The organism is Martinezella lusitana, assembly GCF_900094565.1.
GTDB classification, from domain to species: Bacteria; Pseudomonadota; Alphaproteobacteria; order Rhizobiales; family Rhizobiaceae; genus Rhizobium; species Rhizobium lusitanum.
This window is the reverse complement of record NZ_FMAF01000060.1, coordinates 1-13924: the sequence shown is the minus strand read 5'-3', so window position 1 is coordinate 13924 and position 13924 is coordinate 1. Positions and strand designations below refer to the sequence as shown.

19 protein-coding genes are annotated in these 13924 nt (G+C 55.1%); 11 read left to right on the top strand and 8 right to left on the bottom strand.

Annotation, left to right across the window (positions count from 1 at the left end; genetic code table 11):
- A partial coding sequence (locus GA0061101_RS37900) for a hypothetical protein (protein WP_092574371.1) occupies positions 1–473 on the bottom strand: 473 nt, incomplete at its 3' end.
- 209 nt (positions 474–682) lie between these two features.
- Positions 683–913 carry a helix-turn-helix transcriptional regulator gene (locus GA0061101_RS41280; RefSeq protein WP_092577733.1) on the bottom strand — a complete coding sequence of 77 codons (231 nt, stop codon included), beginning with the start codon at positions 911–913 and terminating at the stop codon, positions 683–685.
- Positions 914–1008: 95 nt separating this feature from the next.
- Here GA0061101_RS41280 and GA0061101_RS37890 point away from each other — a divergent pair, with 95 nt between their 5' ends.
- The 8 genes from GA0061101_RS37890 (at position 1009) to GA0061101_RS37865 (ending at position 4971) form a co-directional block, all read left to right on the top strand.
- Positions 1009–1359, top strand: coding sequence for a helix-turn-helix domain-containing protein (locus GA0061101_RS37890; protein WP_092577730.1), 351 nt, complete (start codon positions 1009–1011; stop codon positions 1357–1359).
- A 334-nt stretch (positions 1360–1693) separates the two neighbouring features.
- Positions 1694–1858 (top strand): hypothetical protein, encoded by a 165-nt coding sequence (locus tag GA0061101_RS39795; protein ID WP_167669646.1) that lies wholly within the window; start codon positions 1694–1696, stop codon positions 1856–1858.
- A gap of 84 nt (positions 1859–1942) precedes the next feature.
- A complete protein-coding gene (locus tag GA0061101_RS37880; protein ID WP_141694188.1) occupies positions 1943–2332 on the top strand; it encodes a hypothetical protein in 390 nt (129 codons plus the stop codon).
- A 66-nt stretch (positions 2333–2398) separates the two neighbouring features.
- Positions 2399–2539 carry a hypothetical protein gene (locus tag GA0061101_RS39790; RefSeq protein WP_167669645.1) on the top strand — a complete coding sequence of 47 codons (141 nt, stop codon included), beginning with the start codon at positions 2399–2401 and terminating at the stop codon, positions 2537–2539.
- A 13-nt stretch (positions 2540–2552) separates the two neighbouring features.
- Positions 2553–2729: a hypothetical protein gene (locus GA0061101_RS39785; protein ID WP_167669644.1), complete on the top strand. Its 177-nt coding sequence runs from the start codon at positions 2553–2555 to the stop codon at positions 2727–2729.
- 1 nt (position 2730) lies between these two features.
- Positions 2731–2991 carry a hypothetical protein gene (locus GA0061101_RS37875; RefSeq protein WP_245297671.1) on the top strand — a complete coding sequence of 87 codons (261 nt, stop codon included), beginning with the start codon at positions 2731–2733 and terminating at the stop codon, positions 2989–2991.
- A 324-nt stretch (positions 2992–3315) separates the two neighbouring features.
- Positions 3316–4389: a hypothetical protein gene (locus GA0061101_RS37870; protein ID WP_092577725.1), complete on the top strand. Its 1074-nt coding sequence runs from the start codon at positions 3316–3318 to the stop codon at positions 4387–4389.
- Between the two features lie 15 nt (positions 4390–4404).
- On the top strand, positions 4405–4971 hold the full coding sequence (locus GA0061101_RS37865) for a GNAT family N-acetyltransferase (RefSeq protein ID WP_092577722.1): 567 nt from the start codon (positions 4405–4407) through the stop codon (positions 4969–4971).
- Here the strand turns inward: GA0061101_RS37865 and GA0061101_RS41275 are convergent.
- The 6 genes from GA0061101_RS41275 to tnpB all read right to left on the bottom strand — a co-directional run bounded on the left by GA0061101_RS41275 (position 4951) and on the right by tnpB (position 10622).
- On the bottom strand, positions 4951–5481 hold the full coding sequence (locus GA0061101_RS41275) for an ATP-binding protein (protein ID WP_092577719.1): 531 nt from the start codon (positions 5479–5481) through the stop codon (positions 4951–4953). The two genes, GA0061101_RS37865 and GA0061101_RS41275, sit on opposite strands and share 21 nt — an antisense overlap.
- 3 nt (positions 5482–5484) lie before the next feature.
- Positions 5485–5907 (bottom strand): ASCH domain-containing protein, encoded by a 423-nt coding sequence (locus tag GA0061101_RS37855; RefSeq protein ID WP_092577718.1) that lies wholly within the window; start codon positions 5905–5907, stop codon positions 5485–5487.
- A complete protein-coding gene (locus GA0061101_RS37850; protein WP_092577715.1) occupies positions 5885–6937 on the bottom strand; it encodes an N-acetyltransferase in 1053 nt (350 codons plus the stop codon). The genes GA0061101_RS37855 and GA0061101_RS37850 overlap by 23 nt, the downstream gene beginning before the upstream one ends.
- 233 nt (positions 6938–7170) lie before the next feature.
- On the bottom strand, positions 7171–8412 hold the full coding sequence (locus tag GA0061101_RS37845) for a tyrosine-type recombinase/integrase (RefSeq protein ID WP_092577734.1): 1242 nt from the start codon (positions 8410–8412) through the stop codon (positions 7171–7173).
- Positions 8413–8721: 309 nt separating this feature from the next.
- The gene (tnpC, locus tag GA0061101_RS37840; RefSeq protein ID WP_092577712.1) at positions 8722–10314 is read right to left on the bottom strand and encodes an IS66 family transposase; all 1593 of its coding nucleotides are present in this window, start codon (positions 10312–10314) and stop codon (positions 8722–8724) included.
- Between the two features lie 74 nt (positions 10315–10388).
- Entirely contained in the window at positions 10389–10622 is a 234-nt protein-coding gene (tnpB, locus tag GA0061101_RS41270; protein WP_425350061.1) for an IS66 family insertion sequence element accessory protein TnpB, read from the bottom strand.
- On the opposite strand from tnpB, the gene GA0061101_RS41265 reads away from it, so the two are divergent.
- The 3 genes from GA0061101_RS41265 (at position 10586) to GA0061101_RS37825 (ending at position 13912) form a co-directional block, all read left to right on the top strand.
- Positions 10586–10846 (top strand): DUF5372 family protein, encoded by a 261-nt coding sequence (locus GA0061101_RS41265; protein ID WP_167669643.1) that lies wholly within the window; start codon positions 10586–10588, stop codon positions 10844–10846. The two genes, tnpB and GA0061101_RS41265, sit on opposite strands and share 37 nt — an antisense overlap.
- 194 nt (positions 10847–11040) lie before the next feature.
- Positions 11041–11502 (top strand): helix-turn-helix domain-containing protein, encoded by a 462-nt coding sequence (locus GA0061101_RS37830; RefSeq protein ID WP_092573267.1) that lies wholly within the window; start codon positions 11041–11043, stop codon positions 11500–11502.
- A gap of 145 nt (positions 11503–11647) precedes the next feature.
- Positions 11648–13912 carry a recombinase family protein gene (locus GA0061101_RS37825; protein ID WP_342587935.1) on the top strand — a complete coding sequence of 755 codons (2265 nt, stop codon included), beginning with the start codon at positions 11648–11650 and terminating at the stop codon, positions 13910–13912.
- The last annotated feature ends 12 nt before the right edge of the window (positions 13913–13924 follow it).

The following is a 13924-nucleotide window of genomic DNA, read 5'->3' as shown; positions in this document are numbered from 1 at the left end:
AGGCCGACCCTCTGCCCGCCGCGTGCTTTCACGTTGGCGAGCGCCTTGCGTAGCGCCGCAATCCCGATTTCCAGTTCCGCCGCGTCCCGGTCCATCTTGGTCGCTTCCGCTGGCGTCACCATGAGATCGGCAATCGCAACTGCCCCGCCCGAAATCAGGTCGCCCGCCTTTCGCACCATGTCGGAATAGGCGGCGATAAGGCAGTGATCGGCCCCGCGCTCGCTTTCCGGCTCGACCAGCCGCTTGCCGTGCAGTTCTGCCATCGCCGAGGTGACGACCTGCACGCCGCATTCGGATTCCAGGGCGTAAACGGCGTGCAACGGCATCATTTCCGGGTCCGTCGCATTGTTCATGCGCCCGATGTGACTTTTCGAGATCGAGGAGATTTCCGCAGCCCGCTCGATACCGCCAACAAGCCGGATGAGATCGCGCTGCGCTGCCTTGATGCGATGAAACCATGCAGTTTGAATCATGAGACAAAGCCTTTCCCGCACCGGGAATTTCCCAGTGTTTTTCCCGTGGTGGGAAATGATCGAAGATGAGAGGTTCAGGGCGTTACGAAGCTACGGAGGCCCACATGCAAAACGAGATTTCCCCGCGCCGGGCGACAGACAAGAGAGCGCCCCGGCGCGGGGTGCAGCAGGCCGGGAGGATTGGCCGCACAAACGGTGAAAGAGGCCGGTCATTCTGCGGCCTCCTGAAATTGAGATGCCGCCACGAACGAGCGGACAATAGAACCTGCCGTTAGATATCCGCCCGACACGTCCTCAATCCGAACCAAGAGCGACGGACGGGGCAAGACGCGACAGGCCTCCCACTTGGAAACCATCCCTTTGGTCGCGCCGACGCGCTTCCCGAACGCATCTTGCGTCAAGTTGTGTTCACGCCGGTATTTCGCAATCGGATGTTCCATATAGCGATAAGTTTCATAACTTGACACTATTTGCAAGAGGGTCGGTTTCACGTCGCGCTAACGCCTTCCACCTCACTCGCGAGTAAAGTTGAAACATGAGCAACGTTAGCCGTATTCACTCGAATAAGACGCCTCAAAGAATCCACTACATTCCTGAGTGGGCGGAGACGCGTCACCTCAAGCAAGTGAACATCGTGGAAGAGCTGAACGTTGACAAAGGGCTTGTTTCCAAGTGGTTCAAGGGCACGCTGCCCAAGCCCGAATATCTGGAAAAGCTAGCCGCCCTGTTTGGCACGGACGTGCAGGGACTATTCCGCGAACCTCACGACGACTGGCTTGCGAAATTTTTCAGGGACAAGACTGAAGAGCAGAAAGACCGCGCAATATCGATGCTCAAGCTGTTCTTTGACCAGCAAGGAAATGGCACCGGTACGGACGGCAAATAGCCGACCTAGCCGCACGCCTACGAGTGCGCACCCTAACATCAGAATCACTCGACTGCGGACACCGCTCCATTTTGACCGGCGCTTCCACCCAAGACGCCATCGATATGCCGTCGAAAATCGACCGCTTCATTCCCCTCGCCGCATTCACCAACACACCCGCCATTCGACAGATTCGCGCTAGTTTCATGTTGCACTCAAAGAAGTTGCACATTATGAAACTTTTGGCTCTTGTCAAAAGTTGCAACTTATGAAACTTATCCATCCTAGGCGCAGGCAGCGCCGGGAAGCCGCCGGGCGACAGAGGAACCGGCATCCAACACGGATGGAGAGAGCAATGCGCAATATTCCGAGAGAGATGGCCGATCTGGCACGCGAACGCGGCGTCGGCATGACTGAGGCCGAATTACTGGCCGAAGGTTTCACCAAATCCGAAATCGCAAAGCACGCCACTGAGGCGGCGGAACTGCTGCGCGCAGCAGAAATCGCACGCGCCGCCTGATCTGGCATCCGCTCCGGTTTCCGGCCTTCGGGCCGGTTTCCCGAACGGATGAAAGGAAGCGCAATGCCCCACATACAAGACCTCATGACTATTTCGCTGTCTATCGACCTGAACGGCATCATCAAAGATGGCGAAAACGAGCTTCGACACCACGAGGGCCACGAAGAGACATTTAGCTGCGGCCTTGAAGATGCAGAATCAACTGCCGATCTAATTCGAGAAATCGCGGATGCCATTGAAGAAGGCCGCCTCTACGGGTGGATGATGCAAGACCAAGCGGACTCAATGGTGAAGGCTGGCGACCTTCGCGAAGAAACCCAATCAGAAATGTTTGACCGGGTTAGCGGTGCCTACACCGAACAATCCCTCAGCGTGGACAAGATCGGGACCTCCACTGTCGCAATCGACGCCTTGGACGATACCGCTTCGCAAAGGGACAACCCTAACCAAGCGCTCGGCGATATCGCCGAGTGATCCCGCATCCGCTCCGGTTTCCGGCCTTCGGGCCGGTTTCCCGAACGGATCAACGGAGATCACCTCATGTTCCGCATTTCCCCGATGACAGAGACGCCCACGAGCCTCCCCCGGCTAGGAAAGGAAGTGCGCGCGCTCTGCGCTGCAATCGGTCTCATCACCGCCGCCATGACGCTCGCCGCCTTGGCAATCACGCTGCCCATCTAACGGAGCTAGGCAGATGAAGCAGCCGATCATTGCCAACCGCCCATCGAAGCAGGCGCTTTTTCGCGTCCACTTCCACGATGGCGCTACCGTCACCACCACCGCCGGCAACTCGTTGCATGCCGAACAAAAAGCCCGCCGCCTACGCCCCGGCCTCGTTGAATCCATCCGCATTGTAAGAGGAAAACGCTAGGATGATGACCCCCGATACGACCATCACCACTGAAACGCCACCGCAGCGCCCTCGTCTGCGCCGAAGCGACGTGCCAAGTTATCTCGCCTCGAAGCATGGCATCGATATTGCCGTTTCCACACTTGCCAAAATGGCAACCGTTGGCGGAGGGCCAGCCATGCAGTACAGCGGTCGCATTCCGCTTTATCACATTCACGACTTGGACAAATGGGCGGAAGAGCGCCTGTCAAAGCCCGTCCGCTCAACCTCGGAGCGGAGCTGACGAGGGGGCGGAAGCGCAACTCGGAAACAGAGGCCAGTAACTGTGGCAGCGCCGCTGCTCCAACTTAGGACCTCTATAGACGCTGTGACGGAAACCGCCAAGGCTGCACAAAATGTGGCCGAGACTTCCGGTAAGGCGCTTCACTCGGTACGAAGAGCCTCAAGGTTGCTAATCCCCTCCGTATATTGACATCTCTTGATTGTGCTCTTCCAAAGACGCATTGAAATTGACGAGGCGAACGAATCAATCGTAAGTATCGAGAAGAACAATTACTCGCCTGCCTGACGGTCCGCGCGTATTTGCAGTTAAGGCGATGAGGATTGCATGAATAAAAGAAATGAACTTCACCGCCCGAAAGATGGAAGCATGGCGATTTGGTGCCTTGCGAAGAACGCCGACCCGAACGCCTCGATGGAGGTTCATTTTAATCTTTGGCGAATTGCCGGAGATAGAGAATTTGTGCCCCGCAATGGAGCCCCAGTTCGCGATTTTTTTGAAATAGGCGTTATGCTTTCCCGCCCACTTTCGGTGGAGCGACTGAATATTTATCTCCCTGCACTGGTCGAGCGGGGCGAAATTGAAGATTGCAGCGCTAGGCTTGCTATTCCGAGCGTGGCGCAGGGAATCTTCAATGAGCCACTTGAGTGCACTCGAACGCAGCGCCCGGTCAGGATAGAGTTAAAGACCCCTGAATCAGTCTTTTGCCGGGTCCACGAATTTATGTCGAATGGATCGGATATTGATGAGTCTCATCTTGAGATTACGCCTGATAACCGCGACGGGACGTTTTTGGCTATAACCAGACCTGCGATTGAGTCTGTCTGCAGCAATTGGCGAGATGGAGAACGAGCTTATTTTCGCCTACGAATCTATCTCAATCCCAATGACAATGGGCACTTCATACGAATAATCAGACCATCGGATCGAAATTTCCAAAGCGGCTCGGAAGAGATCGAATATATAGACTTCAGATTTAACGAGCTACGGACGCTTCCGCCCCAGGTCGAACTTCGAATTAAGGCTGACGAGGCCGACAAAAAGGTGCCGGTCAGTCTGATCGCATTTCTAACGGCGTTTCCGATCAATTCTGACCTAGCAGCGAGCAGTATCCAGTGGCATAAAAATAGGCTGCTGGAATTTAGCCCTTGGAACGACTATGTTTCAACAGGCGTTCCCGATGGAATGGTTGTGTACCATTGGAAGCGTATTGCGGAGCCGGGGAAGGGCCTATTAGACTTTTCCTCGTTCGTTAAGCTTCAAACACGTCGCACCGGAAGAAAGACTGTCACAAAGTATCTCGCGATAGCATTCGCCTTCGGTCTGCTTGGAAATCTGGTGGCGACCCTGATATCTTTTGGAGTCGCTGCACTATGTCAAGCAATCGCCGGAAGCCATTAGTCGAAAGGACTGTTTATGAAATCCCCTCTCGACATTTCGTTAAATCCACCGCGCACGCTATTGTTGTCGGATACTCCTCAACCGGGACAGATTCCCAATTTGCTACCGCACGAGGCTGAAGCGCTCTCTTTTATCTTACCGCTCTCTAGTGATTATCCTGGCATTGAGCGATGGTATCGCACAAAGGTCGTTCCTGGTTTGAGGACTGGGGAGCGCTATCTTCACCGCGTCGAGCGCGGCGGCGAGTTGGTCGGTGTAGGTATTGCAAAAAAAGATTCCAACGAAAAGAAAATATGCACAGTCCGAGTGTCACATGATCATTTCGGACGTGGGATTGGAGTAAGGATTTTCGACAATCTCTTGCGATGGCTTAACGAGGATCGCCCCCACCTTACCGTCAGTGAAAGCAAGCTCCCAAATTTCGAGAGGATTTTCGATTGGTACGGGTTTAGCTCAACCTCTGCTAACAGCGGATTGTACGTGCCCGGGCGGCTGGAAATCGGCTACAATGAGAATATCCAGGAAGAAAACGAGGACCGTGTGCAGTCTCAGCTAACAGCGCTAAGGACGATTGTGAAGTAGTATAGCGTCTAGCGTAAATCCATCATTCGTAACGGCGATGCGTAGCGGTAGCTCTAATTCTTGGCTATAGGCCTCGCATGCCGCGCGAGCGAGATTTCTCTCTTCGCTAATATTTTCCGTAATCTGCAGTGTGCTCGTTCCATTTCGCGCGATCCTACGCCTTTTTGCTATTTCTGGGTCGACGTCTAACAATACGATCAAATCGGGTGAAATTGCCCTGACAATGGCGGTTGGAACTACGAATATACCAAGATGGTTTCGAACTACGCTGTGCGCGTCAAATAGAATATTTCTGGTTTCAATCGTCTTCAAATGGTCAAAGGCAGACAGAATTCGAGTTTGATCGGACTCGATAGCTTGAAACGAGCGTTCTGGTCCCAATTGTGCGCCCAGTAAAAAGCTGCTCGCTCTTACATGACAATAATCCGAGTGACGCGCCACAAAATCCGCACAGGCTGTGGTCTTTCCCGATCCGGAGATACCAAATATTATTGTGATACTAGCTGCCAATTACTACCACACCAGTTCTAGCTGTCGAGAATTCGTTCCCTTAAATCTTTCTCGATCCATGTACATATACGATTGCGGAGGCGTGAAATTGTCCAATACATCGGAAGGGTTGACATGCGTATCATAGGCTCGGACTTCCCCGATCTTTAATGCGTAGGCAACCTCTCTACCTTCAAAATAACTGTCAAAGAATTTTTTGGTTATCCCTGAGCCGCCTTCGGTCTCTTTCCATAAGTCCGATGGCTTGTCCTCAATTATGCAGTCGATATCAAACTCGCCGACGATCTTGCCAATGGGCATTGTACAATAAACAACCACGGTCTTAACGTCTTTGCGGGCAAAAACCTTACGACGGAACTCATAGGTCTTCAATCCGCTAAAGATATTTTCGACATGCTCGGGGTTAATCGACAATAATACCTTCATTTATTTTCCCCATTTCTACGATTGCATCGAACGCCGCTTTCGTAAGCGGCTTTAGGTCCCAACGAGGCTGAATGGGTACCCCCGCTTCTTCGATCATTTTTCCTCGCGTAATTCGCTTATTAAACGCTACATTGTAGGTCATTTTTACGGTGTAAAGTCGATTGTACGTATTAAACATGTGCGTGAGTTCAGCATCATCGAATACGCTATGTGGTCGACAATAGCTCAAGAAATCGGCCACAGAGGCAAAATCTCTCTTCTTGTGCGTCTCCTCGACCACACAGATAGAAGTCGCGACGGAACGGTAATGGGCAGGACCCTTCTTGTCCGAGGTGCGATACATAACCACAGCATCGCCCTTTTTCATCCGGGTTAGCGACAACTTCCCGATATAGATTTTATGGATGGTATTGGTGTGAGACACATCCTGAACGATTTCCTGTGGCTCATTGTTCAAAATGGAATCCGGGAGGAGGCGCGTGTGATACTCTGGATAGACGGCGAGCAGCCACAGATTGCGGTCCTCAAAGCACATAATCGGATAGCGCTTTAAGATATCATGCGAATGGATCGTCAGAGAACGCATCAGGACCACCTCAACGCCGTTGTCGGTCGTCTTCGACCCATGCTCTATAAAACCGTATCTTTTGAATAGTTTAATAAGAGATTCATGAATTTCAAAAACGGTGACGTAGATACCGGTGGCACTTTTATCCAGCGCGGTGTCGAAGATTTTTTTAATCACACGCTCGCCGAGCTTCGTGCCCTTGCCTTCGATTTTTAGGGTGCCGACCTTGAGCCATTTGCCTTCTGGGAGCGGCGGCTCGACATCTTCCACCGTCCCCTCCTCAATTTTTAGATAAATCATCCCACTCAGTACGCCGAGATCATCATCGACAATGTAGAGATCTTCGTCCGCCTTCCCAGCAAACCATCCGGGAAATCCATTGTAGCCAGCTTTTAAGCTATCAAAAAAAGGGTCGTCGATAGACAGTTCTTTAAACTTGGTAAGCCTCAATTTTCTGCCCAACTCGCATCTCTCCCACGAATCTCTGCGACTTATGAGAGTAAAGCTGAACAAAAAGTCGCTCAACGTCTACTATAAAAGTCCAATCGAGCAATTAAGTACGCCGCAAGGGTCATCGCGGGGAGCTGAATTTGACAATGCACTGTTCACATCGAGCAATTCCGCCGTGCCAAAACAAGTTTCCTATGAGCAGACAGCGGCCGCCAGTGGCCTCTGCCGCGAAAAGCTAGAAAGGTTTAAGGCGACCCGTCGGTCGCCATCATCCTAGAAACCTCCCCAGAAACCTTGTCTGCCGCTGCGATTAGTACACTATCAAGGTGATGCACATATCGTTGCGTGACGTTGCCGGCAGCGTGTCCCAAGAGCGCGGAAATAGTTATCTCGGTAAATCCGAGATCACCCGCCACGCTTGCGTACGAATGCCGCAGCGTATGCGATGTCACGCCATCCAGCCCTGCTCTTTTTGTCAACCTGTCGAGCGCATCGTCCAAGGCACTGTAGTGACCGTTCTCACTCCGTGGTCCCGGCAGCACGAATGGGTTTTTACTATGCCGCTCAACTTTACGAAGCACATCGAACACGGCAGAGCCAACAGGACGGATTGAAGCGTCTTCTTTTGAGTCGTCTAGGTGCAGACAGCTTCCGGCCTCATCGACTTCCGACCACATCAACCCCGAAATCTCGCTCAATCGAAACCCGGTTAGCAAAAACAGCTTCGTGCCGACCACGCCTTGCCAAAGTTCATCTTCGGCGGTTTCCAACACCTTACCAAGCGCCCGATATTCCTTCGCGCTAAGACGCCGCGTCCGTTTGCCAACAGCAGGCTTTTTAATGCCGCGCGCCGGATTGTGCGCGATGATGCCTTCGGAAACGGCGTAAGTCAGGATCGCACTCAGAAGCGTAACGGTTTGCGAAGCGGTGCCGGCCCCGCCGGTAACGACCGCCCGGCCCCGCAACTTGTCCGTCTTCTCGTCCGTCGCCGTCTTCCCGATCGTCACGTCGCGCATCATTTTGATTGCGTCGGCGGTTGTCAGTTCTTGCACGAGCCGATTGCCGATAAGTGGGATAATGTGGCGGGTCGCCCTGCCCTTATCGACATAGAGTGTCGAAGACTTTTTCGGCTTTCCGCGCTTGCCGAATACCAGCCCCTTATCAGCCGCCTCGAAATACATCTCGCACAGATCCTTGACAGTCAGCGCCTTCCGGCGCGTTGAACGATCAAGCTGCGGATCCTCACCACGAGCAACATCGCCGAGAACGGCCTTGGCTCCCTTGCGGGCTTCCTCGACCGTTAATGGACCGTGAACGCCAATTTTGAAACGACGCGTCTGCTTCCCCGCCCTATATTGCGCAACGTAGGTCTTACGACCGCTAGGCCAGACACGGACGCCGAAGCCGGGCAACTCGTCGTCCCACTCAAAATAGTCTTTGTCGTGCGCCTCTAGGCCGTCTATCATTCTCTTTGTCAGTTTCGCCAAGCCGGCCACCCACCCGTTACAGGAAGCATATAGGAAGCGGCAGGAAGCAAATCAGGGTAAATTTGATCCAGACCGTTGTAATTGCGGAAAAGGCTTACCGCTTGATGTGAATAGCAAAATCGATCTGCGGTAAACAAGAGGAAGCAGCGGAAAAACCTTCAGGCTTGCTTTCCGATTCCAAAGGTCACAGGTTCGAATCCTGTCGGGTGCGCCATATTCCGCCGATTCCACGCTATTATACGCGATTACCACCTGTTATGCGCTGGACTGGACATGCAGTGCCAAACGTAAGCGACAAGCTGGGGCCACTCAGGCGGTATAGTTCCACGGCATGAGGGCTTCGATTTCGGTGTTGGGCCATGCCTTCGCAAGGCGCTCAAGCGTCTGTCTGAGCCAGGCCTGCGGATCGACGTTGTTCATCTTTGCAGTTTGAAGCAGCGTCGCGATCGTCGCCCAAGTCCTGCCGCCGCCGTCGCTTCCAGCGAATAGGCTATTTTTTCTCGTAATCGCCTGGGGCCTGATCGCCCGCTCAACAATGTTGGAGTCCAGTTCGACGCGGCCGTCTTTCAGGAAGCGCTCGAAGATATCGCGGCGCGATATGGCATAGCGGAGAGCTTCCGCGAGTTTGGATTTTCCGGATACCCGCGGCAGGGTGGCCTGCCAGAGAGTGAAGAGGTCACGAACGATCGCCGCGGAGAACTCCTGTCGTGCTGCGACACGAGCCTCAGGGCTTTGGCCGCGCACACGCTCCTCGATCTCCCATAACTTCGCCATACGCTCGACGGTGTCTGTAGCGACCTTCGAGCTCTTTGCGACATGCAACTCGTAGAACTTCCTGCGGCTGTGCGAGCAGCAGCCGGCCAGGATGGCGCTGTCATTGCCTCCATCCTTGCGGACGAGCTTGTTGTAGGCGGCATAGCCGTCCACTTGTAGAATGCCGCGGTAGCCGTTCAGGTGTCGTGCGACGCACTCGGTGGCTCGACTGTCCTCGAAGCGATAGGCCACCATCGGCGGACCGCTGCCCCCAAAGGTCCGGTCATCCCTGGCATACGCCCATAGCCACGCCGTCTTCGCCGATCCGGAACCAGGTGCGAGTGTTGGCAAGGTCGTTTCGTCGGCAAAGATCCGTTCGGCCTTCTTGATCTCGTCGAGGATGTAGTCGGCGAGGATATTGAGTTCGAACCCGACCTTACCCATCCATTGTGCCATGAGCTTGCGGTCGAGTTCGACCTTATCGCGTGCGTAGATGGCTTCCTGGCGATAGAGCGGCAGGCCATCGGCATATTTGGAGACGGCGATCTGGGCCAGGAGTGCTTCCGTCGGAATGCCGCCTTCGATGATGTGTGCCGGAGCCGCCGCCTGGATGACGCCGTCATCGTTCCGAAAGGCATACTTGGGACGACGAGTGACGATCACCCGGAACTTCGCAGCGACGACGTCCAGCCGCTCGGAGACATCTTCTCCAATCAGGATTTTCGTCTTACCCGCATGCTCTGGCAGGTCTTCCGGCTCGATCACGACCTCGACGCGCTCGAGATGCGGCGCAAACCCCTTACGTGGTCGTGGAGCGCGTTTGCTATCCGCGCTGCCGCGGCCTTTCGTAACCTGAGCCTTGATTGCTGCAATGCCGGTCTCGATCTCCTCGAAGACAAAGGCATGCTGCTCGTCATCGACGGTGGATGATGCAAGCTTTTCCGAGCGGCGGCCAAATCGGGCGCGATCGAAAGCTTTCAGGATCTGCGTCAGCCGCTCGATACGCTGGTCGGCGTCCGCATTGCGTGCCTCAAGATCATCAACCTGCTTCTCCAAAGCCTCGACGCGGGCTGCTTTTTCGGCCATGGCAAGGACCATGGCTTTCAGGGCCTCTACATCATCCGGGAGCTCGATATCGGGCAGCGTCATAGGCACGATCAGAGCATATTTTGCCGCGAGCCGCCCCTGGTTTCAGGCTGCTGATTCACTTCGCCGCAGCGGTTTTACCCAACAATCTCGGGTGGCTTCACCGGCGTGGATCGAACCCGCTTCCAGTCCATTCCGTCGACAAGAGCCAGAAGCTGGGCGTGATTGAGCTGGACGCGATGGTGACCGATCCGGGGCCAGCAGAACTGGGCTTTCTCCAGCCGCTTGTACCTCACAACAGAATGCAGCCGCTGCCAACGCAGATACGCAGTTAGTGCGGGTAACGCATCCGTTTCATCCTTTATTCCCACGGCAGTTGCCGTGCGTCGGCAAGCGCTACAACCGGCATGGTGAACGCCTTTTGCTGCAGACCGAGGACGCCACTGTTTGGTCGGTTCCTCCGCAATGGACTGATCTTGTGAGCTTGGATCCTGAGGTCGTCATGAGCAACGGACGATCGCTCTTGCGGGTGGTCGACTTAATGGAGTTGGCCACTCTGGTGAAGCGCCTTTCGAGCAAATCGGAGCCGCGCTGACGTGCGGAAGTGTAAGGATAAATATGCCGCATTTGTAAAGTGGATTATGCCGCAAGAGGTCGCCTTTATGAGAGGTTACGCCTGCAAATACAAGCTATCACGTCAAATAGACTATAAGCATCGTCTTGACGAGGTAGCAAAATGCGTCATAATTAGCATTACGCTAACGCCGCTTCATGTCCTCGGAGCCATTGATGTCTGCGAAGTACGACAGCAAGCGCACAAAGACGGATGTCCTCATCGAAGAGGGCACGTTCAATCCCACCCCCGAGAAGGTGCGCGATCCAAAGTTTCGGGGCAGCGAGTTCTTCGATCCGCACGACGCCGTGCAGGTCAAATACGAGATGCTGCGTCGCGTCTCCATCGACAAGGTGTCGGTGACGGAGGCCTCCGACGAGTACGGTGTTTCCAGGCCAACCTACTACCAGGCCAAGGTGAACTTCGACATGGCCGGGATTACCGGATTGGTGCCGACAAAGCCGGGCCCCCGCGGTCCCCACAAGATCGACGACAAAATCCTGGCATTTCTGCAGGCGCAGCTCGCCCCAGGAGAACCCGTTCGCGCCCGGGAACTGGCCAAGCTGCTCCGCCAGGAACTCGATATCGAGCTTCATCCCAGATCGATCGAGCGGGCTCTAAAAAAAAGCAGCAGGTAAACATTGCCGCGACGGTGGCATGCCCGATCCAACCGTCGACCATCGCGTCCCAGTACGAGATATTGCGCAAGGCTGCTTTCGGCGCAGCGCTGCCGCTTATGGCTCGTAGCGGCCTGATGCTCTTTCTGCGCCGGGGCATGTGGGGATGGGCTCAGGCGCTGACAGCAACAGCAAGCACCCCGCGAGAGCAGATTTACCCATCGTCAATTGCTTGGCCGCTGCACGGCGGGCACAGCGCCGTTGTTCACGTCCTTGCGACAATCGCCATGAGCATCAACGATCGGAGATCACCATGAATGTACATCTCAAAGTCCAGCCTCATCACCTCGAACGCGGCGCCTACCTGTACATCCGCCAGTCTTCAATGCGGCAAGTCGTTGAGAACGTCGAGAGCGCCAGGCGGCAATATGCGCTTCGGGGACGCGCTGTCGCCCTCGGCTGGCGCGACGAGCAGATTATCGTCATCGACAACGATCAAGGAGAGTCCGGTGCATCGGCGGCGTGGCGCGAAGGGTTTCAGCGGCTGGTCAGCGATGTCGGCATGGGGCATGCCGGGATCGTCATGGGCCTGGAGGTCTCCCGTCTGGCGCGCAACAATGCCGACTGGCAGCGTCTGCTGGAGATCTGCGCCCTTGCCGACACCCTGATCCTCGACGAGGACGGCGTCTATGATCCGGCAAGTTTCAACGACCGGCTCCTGCTCGGCCTGAAGGGAACAATGAGTGAGGCCGAGCTGCATGTGATCAAAGCCCGGCTACGCGGCGGCATTCTCAATAAGGTGCGGCGCGGTGAGTTTCGTTGCCTCCTGCCGACCGGGCTGGTCTATGACCATTTCGGCAATGTGACTCTTGATCCAGACATGCAAGTCAGAGAAACGATCATTCATTTCTTTGAGATGTTCTCTCGCCTCGGGTCCGCCTCCCAGACCGTCAAGGTCTTTCGCAATGAAGGCCTATTGTTTCCATCGCGCCTACACAACGGCGACACGCTGTTTCGGCCGCTCACCGCATCGACGGCGATGCGTGTCCTGAACAATCCTCGCTACGCTGGCGCCTATACCTATGGCCGACGACAGTTTCGACGCACCATCGACGGCAAAAAGACTCTGCGTGCGCGCGACATTGATGACTGGCCGGCCTGCATTCCCGATGCTCATCCCGGCTATATCAGCTGGGAGCGACATCAGGAGAATCTGAAGATCCTCAAGGCGAATGGCCGTGGATTTGAAGCGGCACGAGCTTCAATCCCAAGGGAGGGACCGGCACTGCTGCAAGGCCGGGCCGTGTGTGGGCAGTGCGGCAGCCATCTTAGGGTTCGCTATGCGGCGCGGCGTGGCCGGCAGGAAGCCTGGTACATTTGTAATCGTGCCCGCATTTATCGTGGGGAGCCTATGTGTCAGTCGATCGCCGGGCCTCCCGTCGATGAAGCCATCGGTATGCTGATTGCTGAGCAGATGACGCCGGCGGCCGTCGAACTCGCTCTCGAAGTCCGCAAGGAGATCCAAGCCCGGCATGAAGAAGCAGACCGGCTGCGCTGTCGCGCAATCGAACGCGCCCAAACGGAAGCCGGGCTCGCTCAGCGCCGCTTCATGCTTGTCGATCCTAGTAACCGCCTCGTCGCCGACACGCTCGAAGGTGAATGGAACGAGAAGCTTCGCACGCTGGCCAGTGCCCGCGAAGAGCGCGAACGTGGCCGAGAGCACGATCAATTCATCCTCGATAAAGCTGTCCACGAACGGTTAGTCGCGATGACGGCCGACTTCAACCAGCTCTGGAAAGATCCGGATACCCCAAGCCGCGAACGCAAGCGATTGCTGGCCCACATCATTGAGGATGTCACTCTCTTAAAGTTGCCAGCGGAAGGAACCACCAAGCTTCACGTTCGCTTCAAGGGCGGCAAAATCCAGACGCTCACCACCATCAGCCCAAAATCCTCTCCTCAGCAGATCAAGACAAAGCCCAGTATCATTGAACTGGTCGATAGGCTTCTCGACGATTACATTTATCCCGAGATCGCCGAGATTCTAAACGAGCAGGGACATCGCCCAGGTGGAACCGCACGTCGCGGCTGCCAGGACGCCCGCTTTACACCCCTCAAAGTCGCCTATCTCATCCACGAATATAAGCTGCGATCACGATATGATCGACTGCGACAGCGGGGAATGCTGACAAGACAGGAAGCGGCAGCGCATCTCAATATCAGCGAGCAAACCGTCGCCAGATGGGCCAAATTTGGCCTCATCACCAGACATGCCTATAACGGGCACTATAGCCTGTACGAAATCGCCGATGGAGACCTGCCGCAAAAGCAATGCAGCCGATGGAATCCACTCGAAGATCGCGCTGCTGCGTATCGACAAATGCAAACTGAGCCAAGAACATCAACTGGCGAGGAAAGAGGTGTAGTATGAACGCCGATCGTT

Bases quoted from the DNA above. Each gene is read 5' to 3' on its own strand.
- GA0061101_RS37880 (WP_141694188.1), top strand. From the start codon at position 1,943: ATGACTATTTCGCTGTCTATCGACCTGAACGGCATCATCAAAGATGGC.
- tnpC (WP_092577712.1), bottom strand. From the start codon at position 10,314: ATGACGCTGCCCGATATCGAGCTCCCGGATGATGTAGAGGCCCTGAAA.
- GA0061101_RS39785 (WP_167669644.1), top strand. From the start codon at position 2,553: ATGAAGCAGCCGATCATTGCCAACCGCCCATCGAAGCAGGCGCTTTTT.
- GA0061101_RS37870 (WP_092577725.1), top strand. From the start codon at position 3,316: ATGAATAAAAGAAATGAACTTCACCGCCCGAAAGATGGAAGCATGGCG.
- GA0061101_RS37825 (WP_342587935.1), top strand. From the start codon at position 11,648: ATGGGCTCAGGCGCTGACAGCAACAGCAAGCACCCCGCGAGAGCAGAT.
- GA0061101_RS37855 (WP_092577718.1), bottom strand. From the start codon at position 5,907: ATGAAGGTATTATTGTCGATTAACCCCGAGCATGTCGAAAATATCTTT.
- GA0061101_RS37830 (WP_092573267.1), top strand. From the start codon at position 11,041: ATGTCTGCGAAGTACGACAGCAAGCGCACAAAGACGGATGTCCTCATC.
- GA0061101_RS41280 (WP_092577733.1), bottom strand. From the start codon at position 913: ATGGAACATCCGATTGCGAAATACCGGCGTGAACACAACTTGACGCAA.
- GA0061101_RS37890 (WP_092577730.1), top strand. From the start codon at position 1,009: ATGAGCAACGTTAGCCGTATTCACTCGAATAAGACGCCTCAAAGAATC.
- GA0061101_RS37875 (WP_245297671.1), top strand. From the start codon at position 2,731: ATGATGACCCCCGATACGACCATCACCACTGAAACGCCACCGCAGCGC.
- GA0061101_RS37865 (WP_092577722.1), top strand. From the start codon at position 4,405: ATGAAATCCCCTCTCGACATTTCGTTAAATCCACCGCGCACGCTATTG.
- GA0061101_RS39795 (WP_167669646.1), top strand. From the start codon at position 1,694: ATGCGCAATATTCCGAGAGAGATGGCCGATCTGGCACGCGAACGCGGC.
- GA0061101_RS39790 (WP_167669645.1), top strand. From the start codon at position 2,399: ATGTTCCGCATTTCCCCGATGACAGAGACGCCCACGAGCCTCCCCCGG.